The organism is Enterobacter sp. Bisph1 (genome assembly GCF_000814905.1).
Lineage (GTDB): Bacteria > Pseudomonadota > Gammaproteobacteria > Enterobacterales > Enterobacteriaceae > Kosakonia.
The window spans coordinates 16,485-34,306 of sequence record NZ_JXAG01000022.1 but is presented as its reverse complement, the minus strand read 5'-3'; the positions used below and the strand labels follow the sequence as shown (position 1 = coordinate 34,306).

Annotated in this window: 15 protein-coding genes; 12 read left to right on the top strand and 3 right to left on the bottom strand. The window is 56.2% G+C overall.

Annotated features, from left to right (window positions below; all coding sequences use genetic code 11):
* The first annotated feature begins 128 nt into the window (after nt 1-128).
* From pldA to rhtC, 3 genes are all read left to right on the top strand, one after another.
* The gene (pldA, locus tag RW65_RS02315; protein WP_039055090.1) at nt 129-998 is read left to right on the top strand and encodes a phospholipase A; all 870 of its coding nucleotides are present in this window, start codon (nt 129-131) and stop codon (nt 996-998) included.
* Between the two features lie 66 nt (nt 999-1,064).
* Nucleotides 1,065-2,891, top strand: a complete 1,827-nt coding sequence (gene recQ / locus RW65_RS02310) for an ATP-dependent DNA helicase RecQ (RefSeq protein WP_039055043.1) — start codon at nt 1,065-1,067, stop codon at nt 2,889-2,891.
* A gap of 61 nt (nt 2,892-2,952) precedes the next feature.
* Entirely contained in the window at nt 2,953-3,573 is a 621-nt protein-coding gene (gene rhtC / locus RW65_RS02305; protein ID WP_039055042.1) for a threonine export protein RhtC, read from the top strand.
* Between the two features lie 34 nt (nt 3,574-3,607).
* Here rhtC and rhtB read toward each other — a convergent pair whose 3' ends face one another.
* Nucleotides 3,608-4,228: a homoserine/homoserine lactone efflux protein gene (rhtB, locus tag RW65_RS02300; protein ID WP_039055040.1), complete on the bottom strand. Its 621-nt coding sequence runs from the start codon at nt 4,226-4,228 to the stop codon at nt 3,608-3,610.
* Nucleotides 4,229-4,338: 110 nt separating this feature from the next.
* On the opposite strand from rhtB, the gene pldB reads away from it, so the two are divergent.
* The 3 genes from pldB to RW65_RS02285 all read left to right on the top strand — a co-directional run bounded on the left by pldB (nt 4,339) and on the right by RW65_RS02285 (nt 7,161).
* On the top strand, nt 4,339-5,331 hold the full coding sequence (pldB, locus tag RW65_RS02295) for a lysophospholipase L2 (protein WP_039055039.1): 993 nt from the start codon (nt 4,339-4,341) through the stop codon (nt 5,329-5,331).
* 25 nt (nt 5,332-5,356) lie between these two features.
* Nucleotides 5,357-6,157 carry a sugar/pyridoxal phosphate phosphatase YigL gene (gene yigL / locus RW65_RS02290; protein ID WP_039055038.1) on the top strand — a complete coding sequence of 267 codons (801 nt, stop codon included), beginning with the start codon at nt 5,357-5,359 and terminating at the stop codon, nt 6,155-6,157.
* A 104-nt stretch (nt 6,158-6,261) separates the two neighbouring features.
* Nucleotides 6,262-7,161 carry a carboxylate/amino acid/amine transporter gene (locus tag RW65_RS02285; protein ID WP_039055037.1) on the top strand — a complete coding sequence of 300 codons (900 nt, stop codon included), beginning with the start codon at nt 6,262-6,264 and terminating at the stop codon, nt 7,159-7,161.
* Here RW65_RS02285 and metR read toward each other — a convergent pair.
* A complete protein-coding gene (gene metR / locus RW65_RS21525; RefSeq protein ID WP_072037682.1) occupies nt 7,046-8,002 on the bottom strand; it encodes an HTH-type transcriptional regulator MetR in 957 nt (318 codons plus the stop codon). The genes RW65_RS02285 and metR overlap by 116 nt on opposite strands.
* Before the next feature lie 236 nt (nt 8,003-8,238).
* Between metR and metE the strand changes: the two genes are divergently transcribed.
* The 4 genes from metE (at nt 8,239) to RW65_RS02260 (ending at nt 14,340) form a co-directional block, all read left to right on the top strand.
* A complete protein-coding gene (metE, locus tag RW65_RS02275; RefSeq protein WP_039055036.1) occupies nt 8,239-10,500 on the top strand; it encodes a 5-methyltetrahydropteroyltriglutamate--homocysteine S-methyltransferase in 2,262 nt (753 codons plus the stop codon).
* A gap of 130 nt (nt 10,501-10,630) precedes the next feature.
* Complete coding sequence (locus RW65_RS02270; protein ID WP_039055035.1) at nt 10,631-11,608, top strand: ABC transporter substrate-binding protein; 978 nt, start codon at nt 10,631-10,633, stop codon at nt 11,606-11,608.
* A 3-nt stretch (nt 11,609-11,611) separates the two neighbouring features.
* Nucleotides 11,612-13,324, top strand: a complete 1,713-nt coding sequence (locus RW65_RS02265; protein ID WP_052250262.1) for an ABC transporter permease — start codon at nt 11,612-11,614, stop codon at nt 13,322-13,324.
* On the top strand, nt 13,312-14,340 hold the full coding sequence (locus RW65_RS02260) for an ABC transporter ATP-binding protein (protein WP_039055034.1): 1,029 nt from the start codon (nt 13,312-13,314) through the stop codon (nt 14,338-14,340). The genes RW65_RS02265 and RW65_RS02260 overlap by 13 nt, the downstream gene beginning before the upstream one ends.
* Before the next feature lie 31 nt (nt 14,341-14,371).
* Here the strand turns inward: RW65_RS02260 and RW65_RS02255 are convergent, their stop codons facing one another.
* The gene (locus RW65_RS02255; RefSeq protein WP_039055033.1) at nt 14,372-15,178 is read right to left on the bottom strand and encodes a dienelactone hydrolase family protein; all 807 of its coding nucleotides are present in this window, start codon (nt 15,176-15,178) and stop codon (nt 14,372-14,374) included.
* A gap of 259 nt (nt 15,179-15,437) precedes the next feature.
* On the opposite strand from RW65_RS02255, the gene udp reads away from it, so the two are divergent.
* Both udp and rmuC read left to right on the top strand, forming a co-directional pair.
* Nucleotides 15,438-16,199, top strand: a complete 762-nt coding sequence (udp, locus tag RW65_RS02250) for a uridine phosphorylase (protein ID WP_039055032.1) — start codon at nt 15,438-15,440, stop codon at nt 16,197-16,199.
* 133 nt (nt 16,200-16,332) lie between these two features.
* Nucleotides 16,333-17,790 (top strand): DNA recombination protein RmuC, encoded by a 1,458-nt coding sequence (rmuC, locus tag RW65_RS02245; RefSeq protein WP_039055031.1) that lies wholly within the window; start codon nt 16,333-16,335, stop codon nt 17,788-17,790.
* The last annotated feature ends 32 nt before the right edge of the window (nt 17,791-17,822 follow it).

Here is a 17,822-nt window from a genome sequence, read left to right as displayed (position 1 = left end):
TGATATTATGCCTATCGATTGTTGTTTTCCACTTTCAGAGCGGATAGCTGCGCACTGTCGCAATAAATATGTAGAATACCTGCGGGAAAATTCGTCAGTTCAACAATATGATTTGGAGCAGCAAACCGATGCGGACCTCTCTGGGTTGGTTTTTAGCAGTGCTTGCACTGCCCTTTATGGCTTATGCGCAAGAAGCGACAATAAAAGAAGTGCATGATGCGCCAGCCGTGCGCGGTAGCGTCATCGCCAATTTATTACTTGAGCATGACAATCCTTTCACACTCTACCCGTATGAAACAAACTATGTGCTGTATACCGACACCAGCGATCTGAATAAAGAAGCGATCAGCTCCTATAATTGGTCCGATCATGCCCGGAAAGATGAAGTGAAATTCCAGCTCAGCCTGGCGTTTCCGCTCTGGCGCGGGATTCTCGGGCCAAACTCGGTGTTCGGCGCTTCCTACACGCAAAAATCCTGGTGGCAGCTGTCAAACAGCAGCCAGTCGGCACCGTTCCGTGAAACGAACTATGAGCCGCAGCTGTTCCTCGGCTTTGCCACGGATTATGAGTTTGCTGGCTGGACCCTGCGCGACGTTGAGTTTGGTTATAACCATGATTCGAACGGGCGTTCCGATCCGACATCCCGCAGCTGGAACCGTGCCTATGCGCGATTAATGGCGCAGCACGGCAACTGGATGGTAGAAGTTAAACCCTGGTATGTCGTGGGCTCGGTTGAGGACAATCCAAACATCACCAAGTATATGGGTTATTACCAGTTGAAAATTGGCTATGAGTTGGGCGATGCGATCCTCAGCGCAAAAGGGCAATATAACTGGAATACCGGCTACGGTGGCGCGGAGATTGGGGTAAGCTATCCCATCACCAAACATGTACGCTTCTATACCCAGGTCTACAGCGGGTACGGCGAGTCGCTGATTGACTATAACTTCAATCAGACACGTGTTGGCGTTGGTGTAATGCTAAACGATCTGTTTTAAGCGTTGCAGTTTCTCTCACAGGCGCTGAAAATAGCGCCTGTTTTATTTTGGCTAGACGGGGTCTCAGTGGCACAGGCGGAAGTATTGGATCAGGAAGCGCTGGCGAAACAGGTTTTGCAAGAGACCTTCGGCTACCAGCAATTTCGCCCGGGCCAGCAGGATATTATCGACACCGTGCTCAGCGGTCGCGATTGCCTGGTGGTAATGCCGACCGGCGGTGGGAAATCCCTCTGTTATCAGATCCCTGCGCTGGTGCTGGGCGGCTTAACGGTGGTGGTTTCGCCGCTTATTTCGCTGATGAAAGATCAGGTCGATCAGCTGCTGGCGAACGGCGTTGCGGCGGCGTGTCTGAACTCAACCCAGAGCCGCGAACAGCAGTTTGAGGTGATCAACGGCTGTCGAAACGGCCAGATCCGCCTGCTCTATATCGCGCCCGAGCGTCTGATGCTCGACAACTTCCTCGACCAGTTGCGCCAGTGGAACCCGGTCTTACTGGCGGTTGACGAAGCGCACTGTATTTCTCAGTGGGGGCACGATTTCCGCCCGGAATATGCTGCGTTGGGCCAACTGCGCCAGATGCTGCCGTCCGTGCCTTTTATGGCGCTTACCGCTACCGCCGATGACACCACCCGCCGCGATATCGAACGTCTGCTGGGGCTTAACGACCCGCTGATCCAGGTCAGCAGTTTCGATCGCCCGAATATCCGTTACATGCTAATGGAAAAATTTAAGCCGCTCGATCAGCTACTGCGTTACGTGCAGGAGCAGCGCGGCAAGTCCGGTATTATTTATTGCAACAGCCGGGCAAAGGTTGAAGATACCGCCGCGCGTTTGCAAAGCCGTGGTTTTAGCGCGGCGGCCTACCATGCCGGGCTGGAAAATGCCGTCCGGGCGCGGGTGCAGGAGCAGTTCCAGCGCGACGACTTGCAAATCGTGGTGGCCACCGTCGCTTTTGGGATGGGCATTAACAAGCCTAATGTGCGCTTTGTGGTGCATTTTGATATTCCACGCAATATCGAGTCTTACTATCAGGAAACCGGTCGTGCCGGGCGTGATGGCCTGCCTGCGGAGGCGATGCTGTTTTACGATCCGGCGGATATGGCATGGCTGCGCCGCTGCCTGGAAGAGAAGCCCGCCGGCCCGCTGCAGGATATTGAGCGGCACAAGCTCAATGCGATGGGTGCTTTTGCCGAAGCACAAACTTGCCGTCGTCTGGTGCTGCTCAACTATTTTGGTGAGGGTCGGCAGGAGCCGTGCGGCAACTGCGATATTTGCCTCGATCCGCCGCGGCAGTACGACGGTTTGCAGGACGCGCAAAAAGCGCTGTCGGCTATCTACCGCGTTAATCAACGTTTCGGTATGGGCTATGTCGTGGAAGTGCTGCGCGGGGCCAACAACCAGCGTATCCGCGAGTATGGGCACGATAAATTGCCGGTGTATGGCATCGGGCGTGAGCACAGCCATGAACACTGGGTGAGCGTTTTTCGTCAGCTGATCCATTTGGGCTTCGCCACGCAGAACATTGCCAGCCACTCGGCGCTGCAGCTGACCGAAGCCGCACGCCCGTTGCTGCGCGGTGAAGTTCCGCTAATGCTGGCGGTGCCGCGCATGGTGGCGTTGAAATCGAAAGTGATGCAGAAAGCGGCGGTGGGCAACTATGACCGCAAGCTGTTCGCCAAGCTGCGTAAACTGCGCAAAGCGATTGCCGATGAAGAGAATATCCCGCCCTATGTCGTGTTTAACGACGCGACGCTGATTGAGATGGCCGAACAAATGCCGCTGTCGCCGGGGGAAATGCTTAGCGTCAACGGCGTGGGTACGCGCAAACTGGAGCGTTTCGGCCGCGAGTTTATGGCGCTGATCCGCTCTCATGTCGACGGCGAAGAAGAGTAGTCACTCTGGTGAAAAAGTGGCAGGATAATGGCCCACTGAACATTTTTCCCGCGAGTTAATTATGCTCATGCTTTTTCTGACCGTGGCGCTGGTACACATTGTGGCGCTGATGAGTCCCGGCCCCGATTTCTTCTTTGTCTCCCAAACCGCCGTTAGCCGCTCACGCAAAGAAGCGATGATGGGCGTGCTCGGTATTACCGTTGGCGTAATGATCTGGGCCGGCGTGGCGCTGCTCGGTTTGAACCTGATCCTCGCGAAAATGGCCTGGCTGCATAACATTATTATGGTCGGCGGCGGGCTTTATCTCTGCTGGATGGGCTACCAGATGCTGCGCGGTGCGCTTAAGAAAGAGCAGCAAAGCGGCGATGCACCGCAGGTCGAGCTGGCGGCCAGCGGTCGGAGCTTTATCAAAGGCCTGCTGACCAATCTCGCCAACCCGAAAGCGATTATCTACTTCGGCTCGGTATTTTCCCTCTTCGTGGGCGATAGCGTCGGCGCAGGTGCGCGCTGGGGCATCTTTATGCTGATCGCGCTGGAGACTTTCGCCTGGTTTACCGTGGTGGCAAGCCTGTTTGCTTTACCGAAAATTCGTCGCGGTTATCAGCGCCTGGCGAAGTGGATTGATGGTTTTGCCGGCGCGCTGTTCGCCGGTTTCGGTATTCACTTAATTATCTCTCGCTAAAAAACAGCCGGATAGTTTCTATCCGGCTCGCTTCTCAGGCGTGCCTTGCCGATGCCAGCAGCGCGCCGACCAGCATAAACAACGAACCAAACACTTTGTTCAGCGCCTTCATTTGCCGTGGGCCTTTAATCCAGCTCGCAATGCGCTGCGCCAGCGTCGCATAGCCAATCATCACAATAATATCCACCACAATGGTGGTAATACCGAGCACCGCATACTGCATCACCTGCGGCTGGTGCGGCACGATAAATTGCGGAAACAGGGCCGCGAGAAAAACGATGCTCTTTGGGTTGGTCAGATTGACAAAAACCGCGCGTTTAAACAAACGTCCGCGGGATTGTACGTTGGCCAGCGTGTTGAGATCGATAGCGCCGGCGGCGCGCCACTGCTGAATACCGAGCCAGATAAGGTAGGCCGCGCCCGCCCATTTCAACACTTCAAACGCCAGCACCGAGCGTGAGAACAGCGTACCCAGACCAACGCCCACCAGCACAATATGAATCCCAAGACCCGTTTGCAGCCCGGCAATGGAAGCTGCCGCGCCGCGATAGCCGTGGCTAATCGAGGTAGTCATGGTATTGATTGCGCCCGAACCGGGGGAGAGGCTCAAAATTATAGATGTTAGCAGGTAGGCGAACCACCATTCGAAGGTCATCAGGAACTCCCTGGTTGTCTGTTTTTATGCCACAATACGCTATTGTCAGCGGAATTTGCTATTGATCACAAAAAAAACGATTTTACAGGGCGAAAAGGGGCGAGATCCCAATGTTTCGGCAAAAAAGGGCATGGGAAACCAGAGAAAAAGCGTTCGCGGCTTTTACCATGGGGCCTCTAATGGATTTCTGGCGGGCGCGGGAAGAAGCGGTCTTTACCGGCGTGGACGATGTGCCGGTAAGTTTTGTCCGTTTCCGCGCGCAGGATAACGATCGCGTCATCGTTATCTGCCCGGGTCGTATCGAAAGCTATGTGAAATATGCTGAGCTGGCCTATGACCTGTTCCATCAGGGTTATGACGTACTGATTATTGACCATCGCGGCCAGGGCCGATCCGGCCGCATGCTGGCGGATACTCATCGCGGTCATGTGGTGAATTTCAGCGATTATGTCGACGATTTGGCGGCGTTCTGGGAGCAGGAGGTTGCCAGCGGACCGTGGCGTAAACGCTACATTCTCGCCCACTCGATGGGCGGCGCGATCTCCACACTGTTTTTACAACGTCATCCACACGCCTGCGACGCAATCGCGCTGTGCGCGCCTATGTTCGGCATTATTATTCGCCTTCCCGAGTGGATGGTGCGCCCGCTACTGGAGTGGGCAGAAAGCTACCCGAATATTCGCGATGATTACGCGATTGGTACCGGCAGCTGGCGGCCGCTGCCGTTCGCTATCAACGTATTAACCCATAGCCGGGAGCGCTACCGCAGAAATTTGCGCTTTTATGCTGACGAACCCAAGCTACGTGTTGGCGGGCCAACCTGGCACTGGGTACGCGAAGGGATTCTGGCGGGCGAACATGCGCTGGCGGGGGTGGAAAAAGACGCCACGCCGACTCTGATTATTCAGGCAGAACAAGAGCATGTGGTGGATAACCGCATGCATGACCGCTTTTGCGAACTTCGCGCCGCAGCGGGGCACCCTTGTGAAGGGGGTAAGCCGCTGGTCATAAACGGCGCGTACCATGAGATCCTTTTCGAAAAGGACGCTATGCGCTCGGTCGCGCTCAACGCCATCGTCGACTTCTTCGATCGGCATAACTAATGAATTATTGAGGTTAAATTTTCTTATGTACCAGGTTGTTGCGTCTGATTTAGATGGCACATTGCTTTCCCCCGATCACACACTGTCGCCGTTCGCCAAAGAAACGTTAAAACTGCTTACCGCGCGCGGCGTCAACTTCGTCTTCGCCACCGGCCGCCACCATGTGGATGTCGGCCAGATCCGCGACAATCTGGGCATTAAAGCCTATATGATCACCTCCAATGGCGCGCGCGTCCACGATACCGACGGCCAGTTGGTGTTTACGCATAATCTGGATCGCGATATCGCTTCCGATCTCTTTGGCGTCATGCACAACGATGCGGATATCGTCACCAACGTTTATCGTGATGATGAGTGGTTTATGAACCGCCACCGACCGGAAGATATGCGCTTTTTCAAAGAAGCCGTGTTCCAGTACTCCTTATATGAACCGGGTTTACTCGAGCCGGAAGGGATCAGCAAGGTTTTCTTCACCTGCACCAGTCACGAGAAACTGCTGCCGCTGGAGCAGGCGATCAACGCGCGCTGGGGCGATCGCGTCAATGTCAGTTTTTCCACCTTAACCTGTCTGGAAGTGATGGCGGGTGGCGTATCGAAAGGGCACGCTCTCGAAGCAGTTGCTGGCGCGCTGGGCTACAGCCTGCAAGAGTGTATTGCCTTTGGCGACGGCATGAACGACGCCGAGATGCTGTCGATGGCGGGCAAGGGCTGCATTATGGGTAATGCCCATCAGCGTCTGAAAGAGCTGCATCCGGAACTGGAAGTGATCGGCACCAACGCGGATAACGCCGTACCAAACTACCTGCGTAAGCTGTTTCTCGATTAATATTGACGACTGGTTTTAAAGTAATCACTCGTCAACCAAATACTCAAACTTTGCGCAACTGAGTTCGCTACAATGCCTGTTCGTTTTTTACCGGGACATGCATTGTGGCGTTACTTATCATCACCACTATCCTGTGGGCGTTCTCTTTTAGCCTGATTGGCGAATATCTTGCGGGCCATGTCGACAGCTACTTTTCCGTGCTGATGCGCGTGGGGCTGGCGGCGCTGGTTTTTTTACCCTTTCTGCGCGCGCGCGGGCATCATCTCAAAACCCTTAGCCTCTATATGCTGGTGGGCGCGCTGCAGCTGGGAATTATGTATCTATTCAGCTTCCAGGCGTATCTCTACCTGACGGTGTCAGAATTTCTGCTGTTTACCGTCTTCACACCGCTCTATATCACCCTGATTTACGATCTGCTGAGCAAGCGCAGGCTGCGCTGGAGCTACGCCCTCAGCGCGGGCCTGGCGGTGATTGGCGCGGCGATTATTCGCTACGACAAAGTGAGCGACCATTTCTGGATTGGCCTGATTCTGGTACAGCTGGCCAATATCAGCTTTGCCATTGGTATGGTGGGCTACAAGCGCTTGATGGAAACCCGTCCGATGCCGCAGCACAACGCTTTCGCCTGGTTTTATCTTGGCGCGTTCATCGTGGCTGCGGTGGCGTGGTTTGTGATGGGTAACCCGCAAAAACTGCCGACCACCACGCTGCAATGGAGCGTGCTGGTGTGGCTGGGCGTGGTGGCATCCGGTCTGGGTTATTTTATGTGGAACTACGGCGCGACCCAGGTGGATGCCGGAACTCTCGGCATCATGAACAATGTGCATGTTCCCGCCGGATTGCTGGTAAACCTCGCTATCTGGCAGGAACAGCCGCACTGGCCGAGTTTTATAATGGGGGGTGCGGTAATAATGGCTTCGCTGTGGGTGCATCGCCGCTGGGTCGCTCCGCGCTCCGCACAAAGGGTAGATGATCGCAAGCGTGGTTCCGCGCCGAGCGAATAAACGCTTCGATTACCGGCTGGCGCTGCTCGCCGTCGCGTACGGCGGCGTACAGCCGGCTCCACAATCCTTCGCCCAGGGTTTTGGTTACCACCAGACCCTGGCGCTCAAAATTCTCCACCACCCAGTGCGGTAGCGCGGCAATGCCCATGCGCGCGGCAACCATCTGAATCAGCAGCAGCGAGTTATCGACGCTTTTTAGCGACGGGCTGATACCGGCCGGTTGCAAGAAGTGACGCCAGATATCAAGGCGGCTGCGCTGCACCGGGTAGATAAGCAGGGTTTCGCTGGCGAGATCGTCCGGCGTGATACGTGCTTTCACCGCCAGTGGGTGATCCGGTGCCAGCACCAGCCGCACTTCAAAATCAAACATCGGCGAATAGTGCAGACCACTGCGCGGCAAAATATCCGAGGTCATCACCAGATCCAGTTCACCCTCCTGCAGGGCGGGTTGCGGATCAAAGGTGACGCCAGATTTAAAATCCATTTCGACCTGCGGACAGGCCTGACGGAAATTCTCCAGCGCGGGCGTTAGCCACTGAATACAACTATGACACTCAATGGCGATGCGTAGCGTGGTTTGCTGCGGCTCATTACACGCCTGCAACGCGCGGCTAATCTGCGGCAGAACCTGATTCGCCAGCTGCAGCAGAATTTCACCCTGCGGCGTAAAGCGCAGCGGTTGGCTCTTACGCACAAAAAGCCGGAAGCCAAGGCGCTGTTCCAGATCGCTGAACTGGTGGGAAAGCGCGGACTGCGTTTGATGCAACGTCGCCGCGGCGGCTGCCAACGACCCGCTGTTTCGTAACGCTTGTAGCGTTTTCAGATGCTTAATTTCGATCATGAAAGTCCTTCACTCCGGCATGAACATTTTGCGCTTGAGGATTATACAGTACCTACACAATATGGATGTGTAAACATCTGGACGTCCAAAAAATCCTTCGTCTTTCGAATTAATGGTGCGTTGGCTGCACTCACTCACCCCAGTCACTTACTTGAGTAAGCTCCTGGGGATTCATGAGTTTGCCGCCTTCCCTTAATCCGAAATCCTTCGGATTCACCCATTTTAAGAGGCTAAAAATGACAATACTTAATCACACCCTCGGTTTCCCTCGCGTTGGCCTGCGTCGCGAGTTGAAGAAGGCGCAAGAGAGTTACTGGGCGGGAAACAGTTCTCGTGAAGAGCTGCTGGCGGTAGGGCGCGAGTTGCGTGCCCGGCACTGGCAGCAGCAACAAGAGGCAGGGATTGATCTGCTGCCGGTGGGCGATTTCGCCTGGTACGACCATGTTCTGACCACCAGCCTGCTGCTGGGCAATGTGCCGGCTCGTCATCAGAACAAAGACGGCTCTGTCGATATCGATACCCTGTTCCGCATCGGCCGTGGACGTGCACCGAGCGGAGAACCGGCGGCAGCGGCGGAAATGACCAAATGGTTCAACACCAATTACCACTATATGGTGCCGGAATTCAGCAAAGGCCAACAGTTCAAACTCAGCTGGACACAGCTGCTGGACGAAGTCGACGAAGCACTGGCGCTGGGCCATAACGTGAAACCGGTGCTGCTGGGTCCAGTGACTTATCTGTGGCTGGGGAAAGTGAAAGGCGAACAATTCGATCGCTTAAGCCTGCTGAATGACATTTTGCCGGTGTACCAGCAGGTGCTCGCCGAGCTTGCGAAACGCGGTATCAAGTGGGTACAAATCGACGAACCGGCGCTGGTACTTGAGCTGCCGCAGGCATGGCTGGATGCCTACAAACCGGCTTATGAGGCGCTAAAAGGCCAGCTTAAACTGCTGCTGACCACCTATTTTGAAGGCGTCACGCCAAACCTCTATACCATCGTTGCGCTGCCGGTGCAGGGTCTGCATGTTGATTTGGTCCATGGCAAAGATAACGTCGCCGAGCTGCATCAGCGTCTGCCCGCTGATTGGCTGCTCTCCGCCGGTCTGGTCAATGGCCGTAACGTCTGGCGTGCCGACCTGAGCGAGAAATATCAACAAATTAAAGATATCGTGGGTAAACGCCCGCTGTGGGTGGCGTCCTCCTGCTCCCTGCTGCATAGCCCAATCGATCTGAACGTTGAAACCCGCCTGGATGCGGAAGTAAAGAGCTGGTTCGCTTTCGCGCTGCAAAAGTGCCATGAACTGGCGCTGCTGCGTGATGCGCTAAACAGCGGTAACACCCAGCCATTAGCCGCGTGGAGCGCTCCGATTCAGGCGCGTCGCCACTCAACCCGCGTGCATAACAGCGCGGTGGCTCAGCGTCTGGCGGCCATTACCGACAAAGACAGCCAGCGCAATAGCCCGTACGGCGCGCGTGCAAAAGCCCAGCGCGAGCGCTTTAACCTGCCGATATGGCCAACCACCACCATTGGTTCCTTCCCGCAGACCACTGAAATTCGCGGCCTGCGTCTGGAGTTCAAAAAAGGCAAACTGGACGCGGGCAACTACCGGACCGGTATCGCTGAACATATCAAACAGGCGATTGTGGAGCAGGAGCGCCTGGGGCTGGACGTGCTGGTGCATGGCGAAGCCGAGCGTAATGACATGGTCGAGTACTTTGGTGAAAACCTCGATGGATTCGTCTTTACCCAAAACGGTTGGGTACAAAGCTACGGTTCGCGCTGCGTAAAACCACCGGTGGTGATTGGCGATGTCAGCCGCCCGGAAGCGATTACGGTCGAGTGGGCGAAGTATGCCCAGTCGCTGACGAACAAACCGGTAAAAGGGATGTTGACCGGTCCGGTGACCATTCTGTGCTGGTCCTTCCCGCGTGAAGATGTGAGCCGTGAAACCATCGCCAAACAAATCGCGCTGGCCCTGCGTGATGAAGTGGCGGATTTGGAAGCAGCGGGCATCGGCATCATTCAAATCGACGAACCGGCGCTGCGCGAAGGTTTACCGCTGCGCCGCAGCGAATGGGATGCTTATCTCGCCTGGGGCGTGGAGGCATTCCGCATTAACGCCGCCGTGGCAAAAGATGAGACGCAGATCCACACCCATATGTGTTACTGCGAGTTTAACGACATCATGGATTCTATCGCCGCGCTGGATGCCGACGTGATAACCATAGAAACCTCACGTTCCGATATGGAGTTGCTGGAGTCCTTCGAAGAGTTTGAGTACCCGAACGAAATCGGGCCGGGCGTGTACGACATTCACTCGCCGAACGTGCCGAGCGTCGAGTGGATCGAGGCCCTGCTGAAGAAAGCTTCGCAGCGTATCCCGGCCCAGCGTCTGTGGGTAAACCCGGATTGCGGCCTGAAAACCCGTGGCTGGCCGGAAACCCGTAGCGCACTGGCGAACATGGTGAAAGCGGCGCAAAACCTGCGTCAACAATAAGGCGTAACGCGCCGCCGCAGCGAAACCGGCGGTGCGTTATTTCTATGTAACATGCTAACATCCCTTCTGTAACATTTCTGTCAAACTGCCTTGTTTTAATCGTCGCAACGAAAACAGAGGGGATTGCACCATGAGGAAAAAAAGTGTGCTGGCGTCGATAGTGCTGGCCATCATTACCACGTCGGCGTTCGCCAAATCCACGTTGACGCTCTATACCAGCCAACCCAACGAAGATGCCCAGATGACGGTCGGTGCTTTTGAAAAAGCGCACCCCGACATTGAAGTGAAATGGATCCGCGATGGAACCAGTAAACTCACCGCGCGACTGCAGGCTGAGCTAGCCGCCGGAGGCGCAGCCCCGGATGTGCTGCTGCTTGCCGATAGCGTGACCATGGAATCTCTGAAGCAAAAAAATCTGCTGGCAGCGTATAAATCTCCCGAAGCGGCGCGCTTTAATGCCCAGCTGTACGATAAAGACGGTTATTACTACGGCACCAAATTAATTACCACCGGCATTGCTTATCATACCAAAGCTCCGATTAAGCCAACGTCCTGGCAGGATCTGCTAAAGCCGGAGCTGAAAAACATGACCACGCTACCCAGCCCGCTGTACTCCGGTGCCGCGCAGATCCACCAGGCGACGCTAATGAACGATCCGGCGCTCGGCTGGCAATATTATGAGAAGCTCAAAGGGAACGGCGCGATGCCGCAAAGCGGTAACGGCGCGGTGATGAGCGCGATTGCCTCCGGCAGTAAAGCTTACGGCGTGCTGGTGGATTATCTGGCGATCCGCGAAAAAGCCAAAGGCGCGCCGATTGATTTCGTCTTCCCGAAAGAGGGCGTCAGCATTGTTACCGAGCCGGTAGCGATGATGAAAGAGGCGAAAAATCCGCAGGCGGCGCAAGCGTTTATCGATTTTGTGCTCTCGGACGAAGGACAAAAACTGGTGCTCTCCCAGGGCTACCTGCCCGCCGACGGTAATCTGCCTGTGCCCGCCGGTTTCCCGCCGCGCGACAGCATAAAACTGATGCCGTTTGATGCCGCGCAAGCGCTCGCCGATACCGAAAGCAACAAAAAGCGCTTTGCCGACCTGTTCGGAAACCGCTAAGTAATGAGCGGCATAACCTTGCCTCAGCGTAACAGTAGCGGCCCGACAAAAGGGCTGCTCTGGCTGTTATTGTGCCTGGTCGCATTACTGAGCCTGCTGCCCAGCCTGCGGTTGCTGATTTCTGCGCTGGTGGACTGGCGGCTCGGCAGCGACAGCAGCCTGTGGCGTGTGCTGAGCAATCCCGCCACCTGGCTTGCGCTGTGGCACAGCCTGTATACCAGCGGACTTGGCACAATACTGTCGCTATTGCTGGGTAGCTTGTTTGCTTTTTGCCTGGCGTTAACGGATATCCGCCGTAAACAGATGTGGGTGTTTCTGTTTATGCTGCCGATGATGATCCCGCCGCAAATCACCGCATTAAGCTGGCTGCAACTGTTTGGCCCCGGCAGCATTTTGCTTAATAGCCTCGGCATCGCGCCAGGCTTCGGCAGCGAGAATCCGCTCTATTCGGCGAATGGCATTGCGTTACTGCTTGGTATTCAGCATGCGCCGCTGGTGTTTCTGGCCCTGCGCACCCAACTGCAATGCCTGCCAAAAGAGCATATCGAAGCTGCCCGGCTGCATGGTGCATCGCTGTGGCGGGTGTTCTTCGACATCGTATTACCCCTGTGTCGCACCGCATTATGGGGCGGTGCGGCCATCGCCTTTGTCTCGGCGCTGGGGAATTTTGGTATTCCGGCCATGCTCGGTATCCCGATCTCCTACTTTGTTCTGCCGGTGCATATCTATCAGACCCTCTCCAGCTTTGGTCCGTCCATGCTGAATGAAGTGGCGGCGCTATCGGTGCTGATGGGCGTACTGGCGATTGGTATCGTGACGCTGCAAGGGCGCATGCAGCGCCGTTATGCACTGCCGTTGATAGGTATGGCGGGGCGCGCGCTGGGTTTTACGCTGGGTAAATGGCGGCGGGCGACTGAAATGCTACTGGGAACGGTGCTGTGCGCCATTCTCCTTGCCCCGTTGCTGGCGCTGGTGGCGACCTCGCTGGTACCAACCCTTGGCGTACCGCTCAACAGCCAGACGCTGACCTTTGCGGCCTGGCACAGCATCTTCGACTCACAAAGCGCCACGTTGCGTGCTCTGAGCAACAGCCTGCTGTTATCGATCTCTGCCGCCGCGATCCTGATGCTTATCAGTCTGCCGCTGGCATGGCTGCTGGTGCGCTACCCGAGCCGACCGCTGCGCTGGTTGCACAGTATGATCGACATTCCCTATACGCTGCCAGGCGTGGTGCTGGCGATTGCCTGCATTCTGCTGTTTGCCAGGCCCTTGCCGGTGCTGGAAATCAGCCTGATCGGCACGCTAGGGATTATCTTTTTTGCCTACCTTGCTCGTTTTCTCACGGTTTGCCTGAAGCCGGTACACAGCAGCATGCTGCAACTTGATCCGGCAATGGAGGAGGCTGCCAGTCTGGCGGGTGCCAATTTCTCCCGGCGGCTGCGTCATATTGTACTGCCGTTGCTTGCCCCTGCGGCGTTTGCCGGCGCGCTGCTGGTCTTTCTCACTGCGGTCAATGAGCTGACCGTGTCGGCGCTGCTGTGGAGCGCTGGCAACGAGACGCTGGGGGTAGTAATTTTTAACCTCGACGAGAGCGGGAACAAGGTACTGGCATCGGCGCTTTCTGTCCTGATTGTCGCCCTTGTCGCACTGGTGATGCTGCTGCTCGGCGCGCTGGGTCGTTATTTACCGAAAGGAGTGATCCCATGGCAGAGCTGAGGCTGGAGCGCCTGAGTAAAGATTTTGCCGGGCAGAGCGTGGTGCGCGAGTTGGATCTGACCCTTCCCGAGGGGGCGTTTACCGCACTGCTGGGGCCGAGCGGCTGTGGGAAAACCACCACGCTGCGCATCCTCGCCGGGCTGGAGCAGCTTAGCGACGGCCGCGTGTGGCTGGGGGATCGGTTGCTGGCAGATAAAACGCGGCATACGCCACCAGAGCAGCGCGATATGGGAATGGTATTTCAGTCTTACGCCCTGTGGCCGCATATGACGGTGGCCGAGAATGTCGGCTATCCGCTGAAGTTGCGTAAAGTGAACGGTGCGGCACGCCATAAGCAGGTGATGGACGCGCTGGAGGTCGTCGAGCTGGGGGCGTTTGCCGAACGTTCGCCGCAGGAGCTTAGCGGTGGACAACGTCAACGCGTGGCGCTGGCGCGCTGTCTGGTGGCAGAACCGCAGGTGATGCTGCTTGATGAACCATTGGCGAATCTTGACCGCCATCTGCGCGCCACTATGGAACAGACCTTTCGCGATTTTCATCGCCGCACTGGCGCTACTTTTATCTATGTCACCCACGATCAGGCGGAAGCGATGGCCCTTGCCAGCCATATTGCGGTGATGCATCGCGGCGAGCTTATGCAGTGGGGCACGCCACAAGAGTTGTACCAGCGGCCGCAAAACGGTTGGGTAGCACGGTTTATTGGTCAAGGCAGCGTGCTGATGCTGGCAACGTCGGCGAGTGCACAACAGTTAGATGGCGCGCAGCTGCATACGGGTCTGACAGAGAGTGACCGAACGTCTCACCAGCCGGTACTGGTGCGTCCCGAGCATGTGCAGATAACGGACGAAGGGCTGAGCGCTGAAGTGCAAAGCTGCATCTATCAGGGTGAGCGCTATCTGCTTGAATTACGTCTGCGTGATGGGCAGAGCCTGAGCGCGTTTCATTTCGCGCCGCTGCCAGCGTATCAGACCGTTTGCGTCCGCTTGAAGCAGGGCTGGCGTCTGGAAACGGCATGAAGGGCGCCGGGCATCAACCCGGCGCGTAACATCACTTATTCCCGTACTGCGCAAACCAGTCCAGCATCCGCTGCCAGCCGTCGGCGGCGGATTCTGCGTGGTAGCTCGGACGATAATCGGCATTGAACGCGTGACCCGCTTCCGGGTAGACGATAATTTCCGCCGTGGCGTTCGCGGCTCTAAGGGCCTGGCGCATCGTTTCTACGCTTTCCAGCGGAATACCGGTATCCTGCGCGCCATACAATCCGAGCACCGGTGCGGTAAGCTCGGTGGCAATATCCACCGGATGGTGCGGCGAGTTAAGAGATTTTTCCCCCACCAGTTTGCCATACCAGGCCACTGCCGCTTTTAACTGCGGATTGTGCGCGGCGTAGAGCCAGGCGATGCGGCCACCCCAGCAGAAACCCGTCAGCAACAGCTGGTGCGCATTACCGCCGTTACGTGCCGCCCAACTGGCAACATGATCTAAATCGGCAAGCACCTGCGCATCCGGCACTTTATTTACCAGGCCGCTGAACAGGGTTTGAATATCGGCGAAATCGTTCGGATCGCCCTGACGGAAGTAAAGTTCCGGCGCGATAGCCAGATAACCTTCCAGCGCCAGACGGCGACAAATATCGCGGATATGCTCATGTACGCCAAAAATTTCCTGTACCACAATCACAATCGGTAGCGGACCTTCGGCATTTTTCGGCCGGGCATGAAAAGCGGGCATGTTTTCGCCCTGGGTCGGAATAGACGTTTCGCCCGCGATCACAGCGTCTTCGGAGGTGTGAACGACGGTTGATGCAACGGGTGAAGCCGCAGGTGCAAAGCCTGATGGGTTATTGGTTGTCATGGCATTCTCCATACCTTTTTTAGCGCTTCAATAACTATAGACGGGAAGACCTGCCGCGCGCGCAAATCGCGACAACGTAGTCTATCTTTGCTGCTGAGTGGCTGGATGTAACTTTATAATGTGATTTGAATCACTATTTTATGGAAATCATATGCAACCATTTTTATTCATGGTGATGTCAGTCACGAAATCGTGCCCGTGCGTTCTGTAAAGTATCTTTTTGCCTCTACTGATAAAACCGACCACAGAGGAGTCTGTTATGTCCAAGTCTGATGTTTTTCATCTCGGCCTCACCAAAAACGATTTACAAGGGGCTACGCTGGCCATCGTCCCTGGCGATCCGCAGCGTGTGGAAAAGATCGCGGCGCTTATGGATAAGCCGGTCCACCTGGCATCCCATCGTGAATTTACCAGCTGGCGCGCAGAGCTGGACGGCAAAGCGGTTATCGTTTGCTCGACCGGTATCGGCGGACCGTCAACCTCTATCGCCGTTGAAGAGCTGGCGCAGCTCGGCATTCGTACTTTCCTGCGTGTGGGGACAACCGGCGCGATTCAGCCGCATATCAACGTCGGCGATGTCCTGATCACTACCGCATCCGTGCGTCTGGATGGTGCCAGCCTGCACTTTGCACCGATGGAGTACCCGGCGGTAGCGGATTTCGCTTGCACTACCGCGCTGGTCGCGGCAGCGGATGCGATTGGCGCAACTAAACACATCGGTGTGACCGCCTCTTCTGATACCTTCTATCCGGGTCAGGAGCGTTACGACACCTTCTCCGGTCGCGTCGTGAACCGCTTTAAAGGCTCGATGGAAGAGTGGCAATCCATGGGCGTGATGAACTATGAAATGGAATCCGCCACGCTGCTGACCATGTGCTCAAGTCAGGGTCTGCGCGCCGGGATGGTGGCCGGGGTGATTGTTAACCGCACCCAGCAAGAGATCCCGAATGCTGAAACCATGAAGCAGACCGAAAGCCACGCGGTGAAAATTGTTGTAGAAGCCGCCCGCCGCCTGCTGTAGTTCCCCCATCTCAAATAAAGGCCGACGCGTTCGGCCTTTTCTTTTTGCGTAATGCTTCGCAGGAATACCCCTTCCAAACTGGACGTTTATACAGCACAATTCCCCCCGGATGCGTTATCACTCAGGAGGCGTGGTGGACACTTCAATCATCGTCATGGCAGCCGTTGCGCTGGCGGGTTTACTGGTCGGCTGGCTGGCGGCGAGCTGGCGCGGGGCGCAGCAGCAGGCGGATTTGCTCGCCGAGCAGCGTGATGTATTCAGCGAGCTGAGCGCCGCACGTCAGCAGATTGTGCAAAATGACCACTGGCGCGAAGAGTGTGAGCTGCTCAATAACGAACTGCGCAGCCTGCAGCATATTAATAGCTCGCTGGAAGCGGATCTGCGGGAAGTGACAACCCGGCTCGAATCCACGCAGCTACACGCCGAAGAGAAGCTGCGCCAGATGCACAGCAGCGAGCAGCGGCTGAGTGAACAGTTTGAAAACCTGGCGAACCGTATTTTTGAGCACAGCAACCGCCGCGTCGATGAACAGAACCGTCAAAGCCTGAACGGCTTGCTAACGCCGCTGCGCGAGCAGCTTGATGGTTTTCGCCGCCAGGTGCAGGAGAGCTTTGGTCAGGAAGCCCGCGAGCGTCATACGCTGGCTCATGAGATCCGCAACCTGCAACAGCTGAATGCGCAAATGGCGCAGGAGGCGATTAACCTGACGCGCGCGCTGAAAGGCGATAACAAGACCCAGGGTAACTGGGGCGAAGTGGTGCTAACGCGCGTGCTGGAAGCCTCCGGTCTGCGCGAAGGCTATGAGTATGAAACCCAGGTCAGCATTGAGAATGACAGCCGCGCCCGGATGCAGCCGGACGTAATTGTCCGTTTGCCGCAGGGCAAAGATGTGGTCATCGACGCTAAAATGACGCTGGTGGCCTACGAGCGTTACTTCAATGCCGACGATGAATTTACCCGCGAAGGCGCGCTGCAGGAGCATATCGCCTCTGTGCGCAACCATATTCGCCTGCTGGGACGTAAGGATTATCAGCAGTTGCCGGGGCTGCGCAGCCTGGATTATGTGCTGATGTTTATCCCCGTTGAGCCTGCTTTTTTAATTGCCCTCGACAGACAGCCTGAATTGATCACCGAAGCGTTGAAAAATAACATTATGCTGGTCAGCCCGACGACGCTGTTGGTGGCGCTGCGCACCGTCGCTAATTTGTGGCGTTACGAGCACCAGAGCCGCAATGCCCAGCAGATCGCAGAACGGGCGAGCCGTCTGTATGACAAAATGCGCCTGTTTGTTGACGATATGTCATCCATTGGCCAGAGTCTGGATAAAGCCCAGGATAACTACCGGCAGGCGATGAAAAAACTCAGTTCGGGGCGCGGGAATTTGCTGGCCCAGGCGGAAGCATTTCGCGGGCTGGGTGTGGAAATCAAACGCGAGATTAATCCGGAATTGGCGTCTGAAGCCCAGGCGCAGGACGAAGAGTTTCGTCTGCGATCGGGGCAAAACGACTCTCTCGATCGCTTTGAAGACAATACATTAGCAAGCCAGCAGGCGGACAACGAGCCGGGTGCGCAGGTCTCTACGGGTGGTTGAAACGTAGGGCAATCGTCTGCAATCTGATACAC

Coding starts and splice junctions, on each gene's coding strand:
- pldA (WP_039055090.1), top strand. CDS start 129: ATGCGGACCTCTCTGGGTTGGTTTTTAGCAGTGCTTGCACTGCCCTTT.
- rhtC (WP_039055042.1), top strand. CDS start 2,953: ATGCTCATGCTTTTTCTGACCGTGGCGCTGGTACACATTGTGGCGCTG.
- rhtB (WP_039055040.1), bottom strand. CDS start 4,228: ATGACCTTCGAATGGTGGTTCGCCTACCTGCTAACATCTATAATTTTG.
- pldB (WP_039055039.1), top strand. CDS start 4,339: ATGTTTCGGCAAAAAAGGGCATGGGAAACCAGAGAAAAAGCGTTCGCG.
- yigL (WP_039055038.1), top strand. CDS start 5,357: ATGTACCAGGTTGTTGCGTCTGATTTAGATGGCACATTGCTTTCCCCC.
- metR (WP_072037682.1), bottom strand. CDS start 8,002: ATGATCGAAATTAAGCATCTGAAAACGCTACAAGCGTTACGAAACAGC.
- metE (WP_039055036.1), top strand. CDS start 8,239: ATGACAATACTTAATCACACCCTCGGTTTCCCTCGCGTTGGCCTGCGT.
- RW65_RS02270 (WP_039055035.1), top strand. CDS start 10,631: ATGAGGAAAAAAAGTGTGCTGGCGTCGATAGTGCTGGCCATCATTACC.
- RW65_RS02265 (WP_052250262.1), top strand. CDS start 11,612: ATGAGCGGCATAACCTTGCCTCAGCGTAACAGTAGCGGCCCGACAAAA.
- RW65_RS02260 (WP_039055034.1), top strand. CDS start 13,312: ATGGCAGAGCTGAGGCTGGAGCGCCTGAGTAAAGATTTTGCCGGGCAG.
- RW65_RS02255 (WP_039055033.1), bottom strand. CDS start 15,178: ATGACAACCAATAACCCATCAGGCTTTGCACCTGCGGCTTCACCCGTT.
- udp (WP_039055032.1), top strand. CDS start 15,438: ATGTCCAAGTCTGATGTTTTTCATCTCGGCCTCACCAAAAACGATTTA.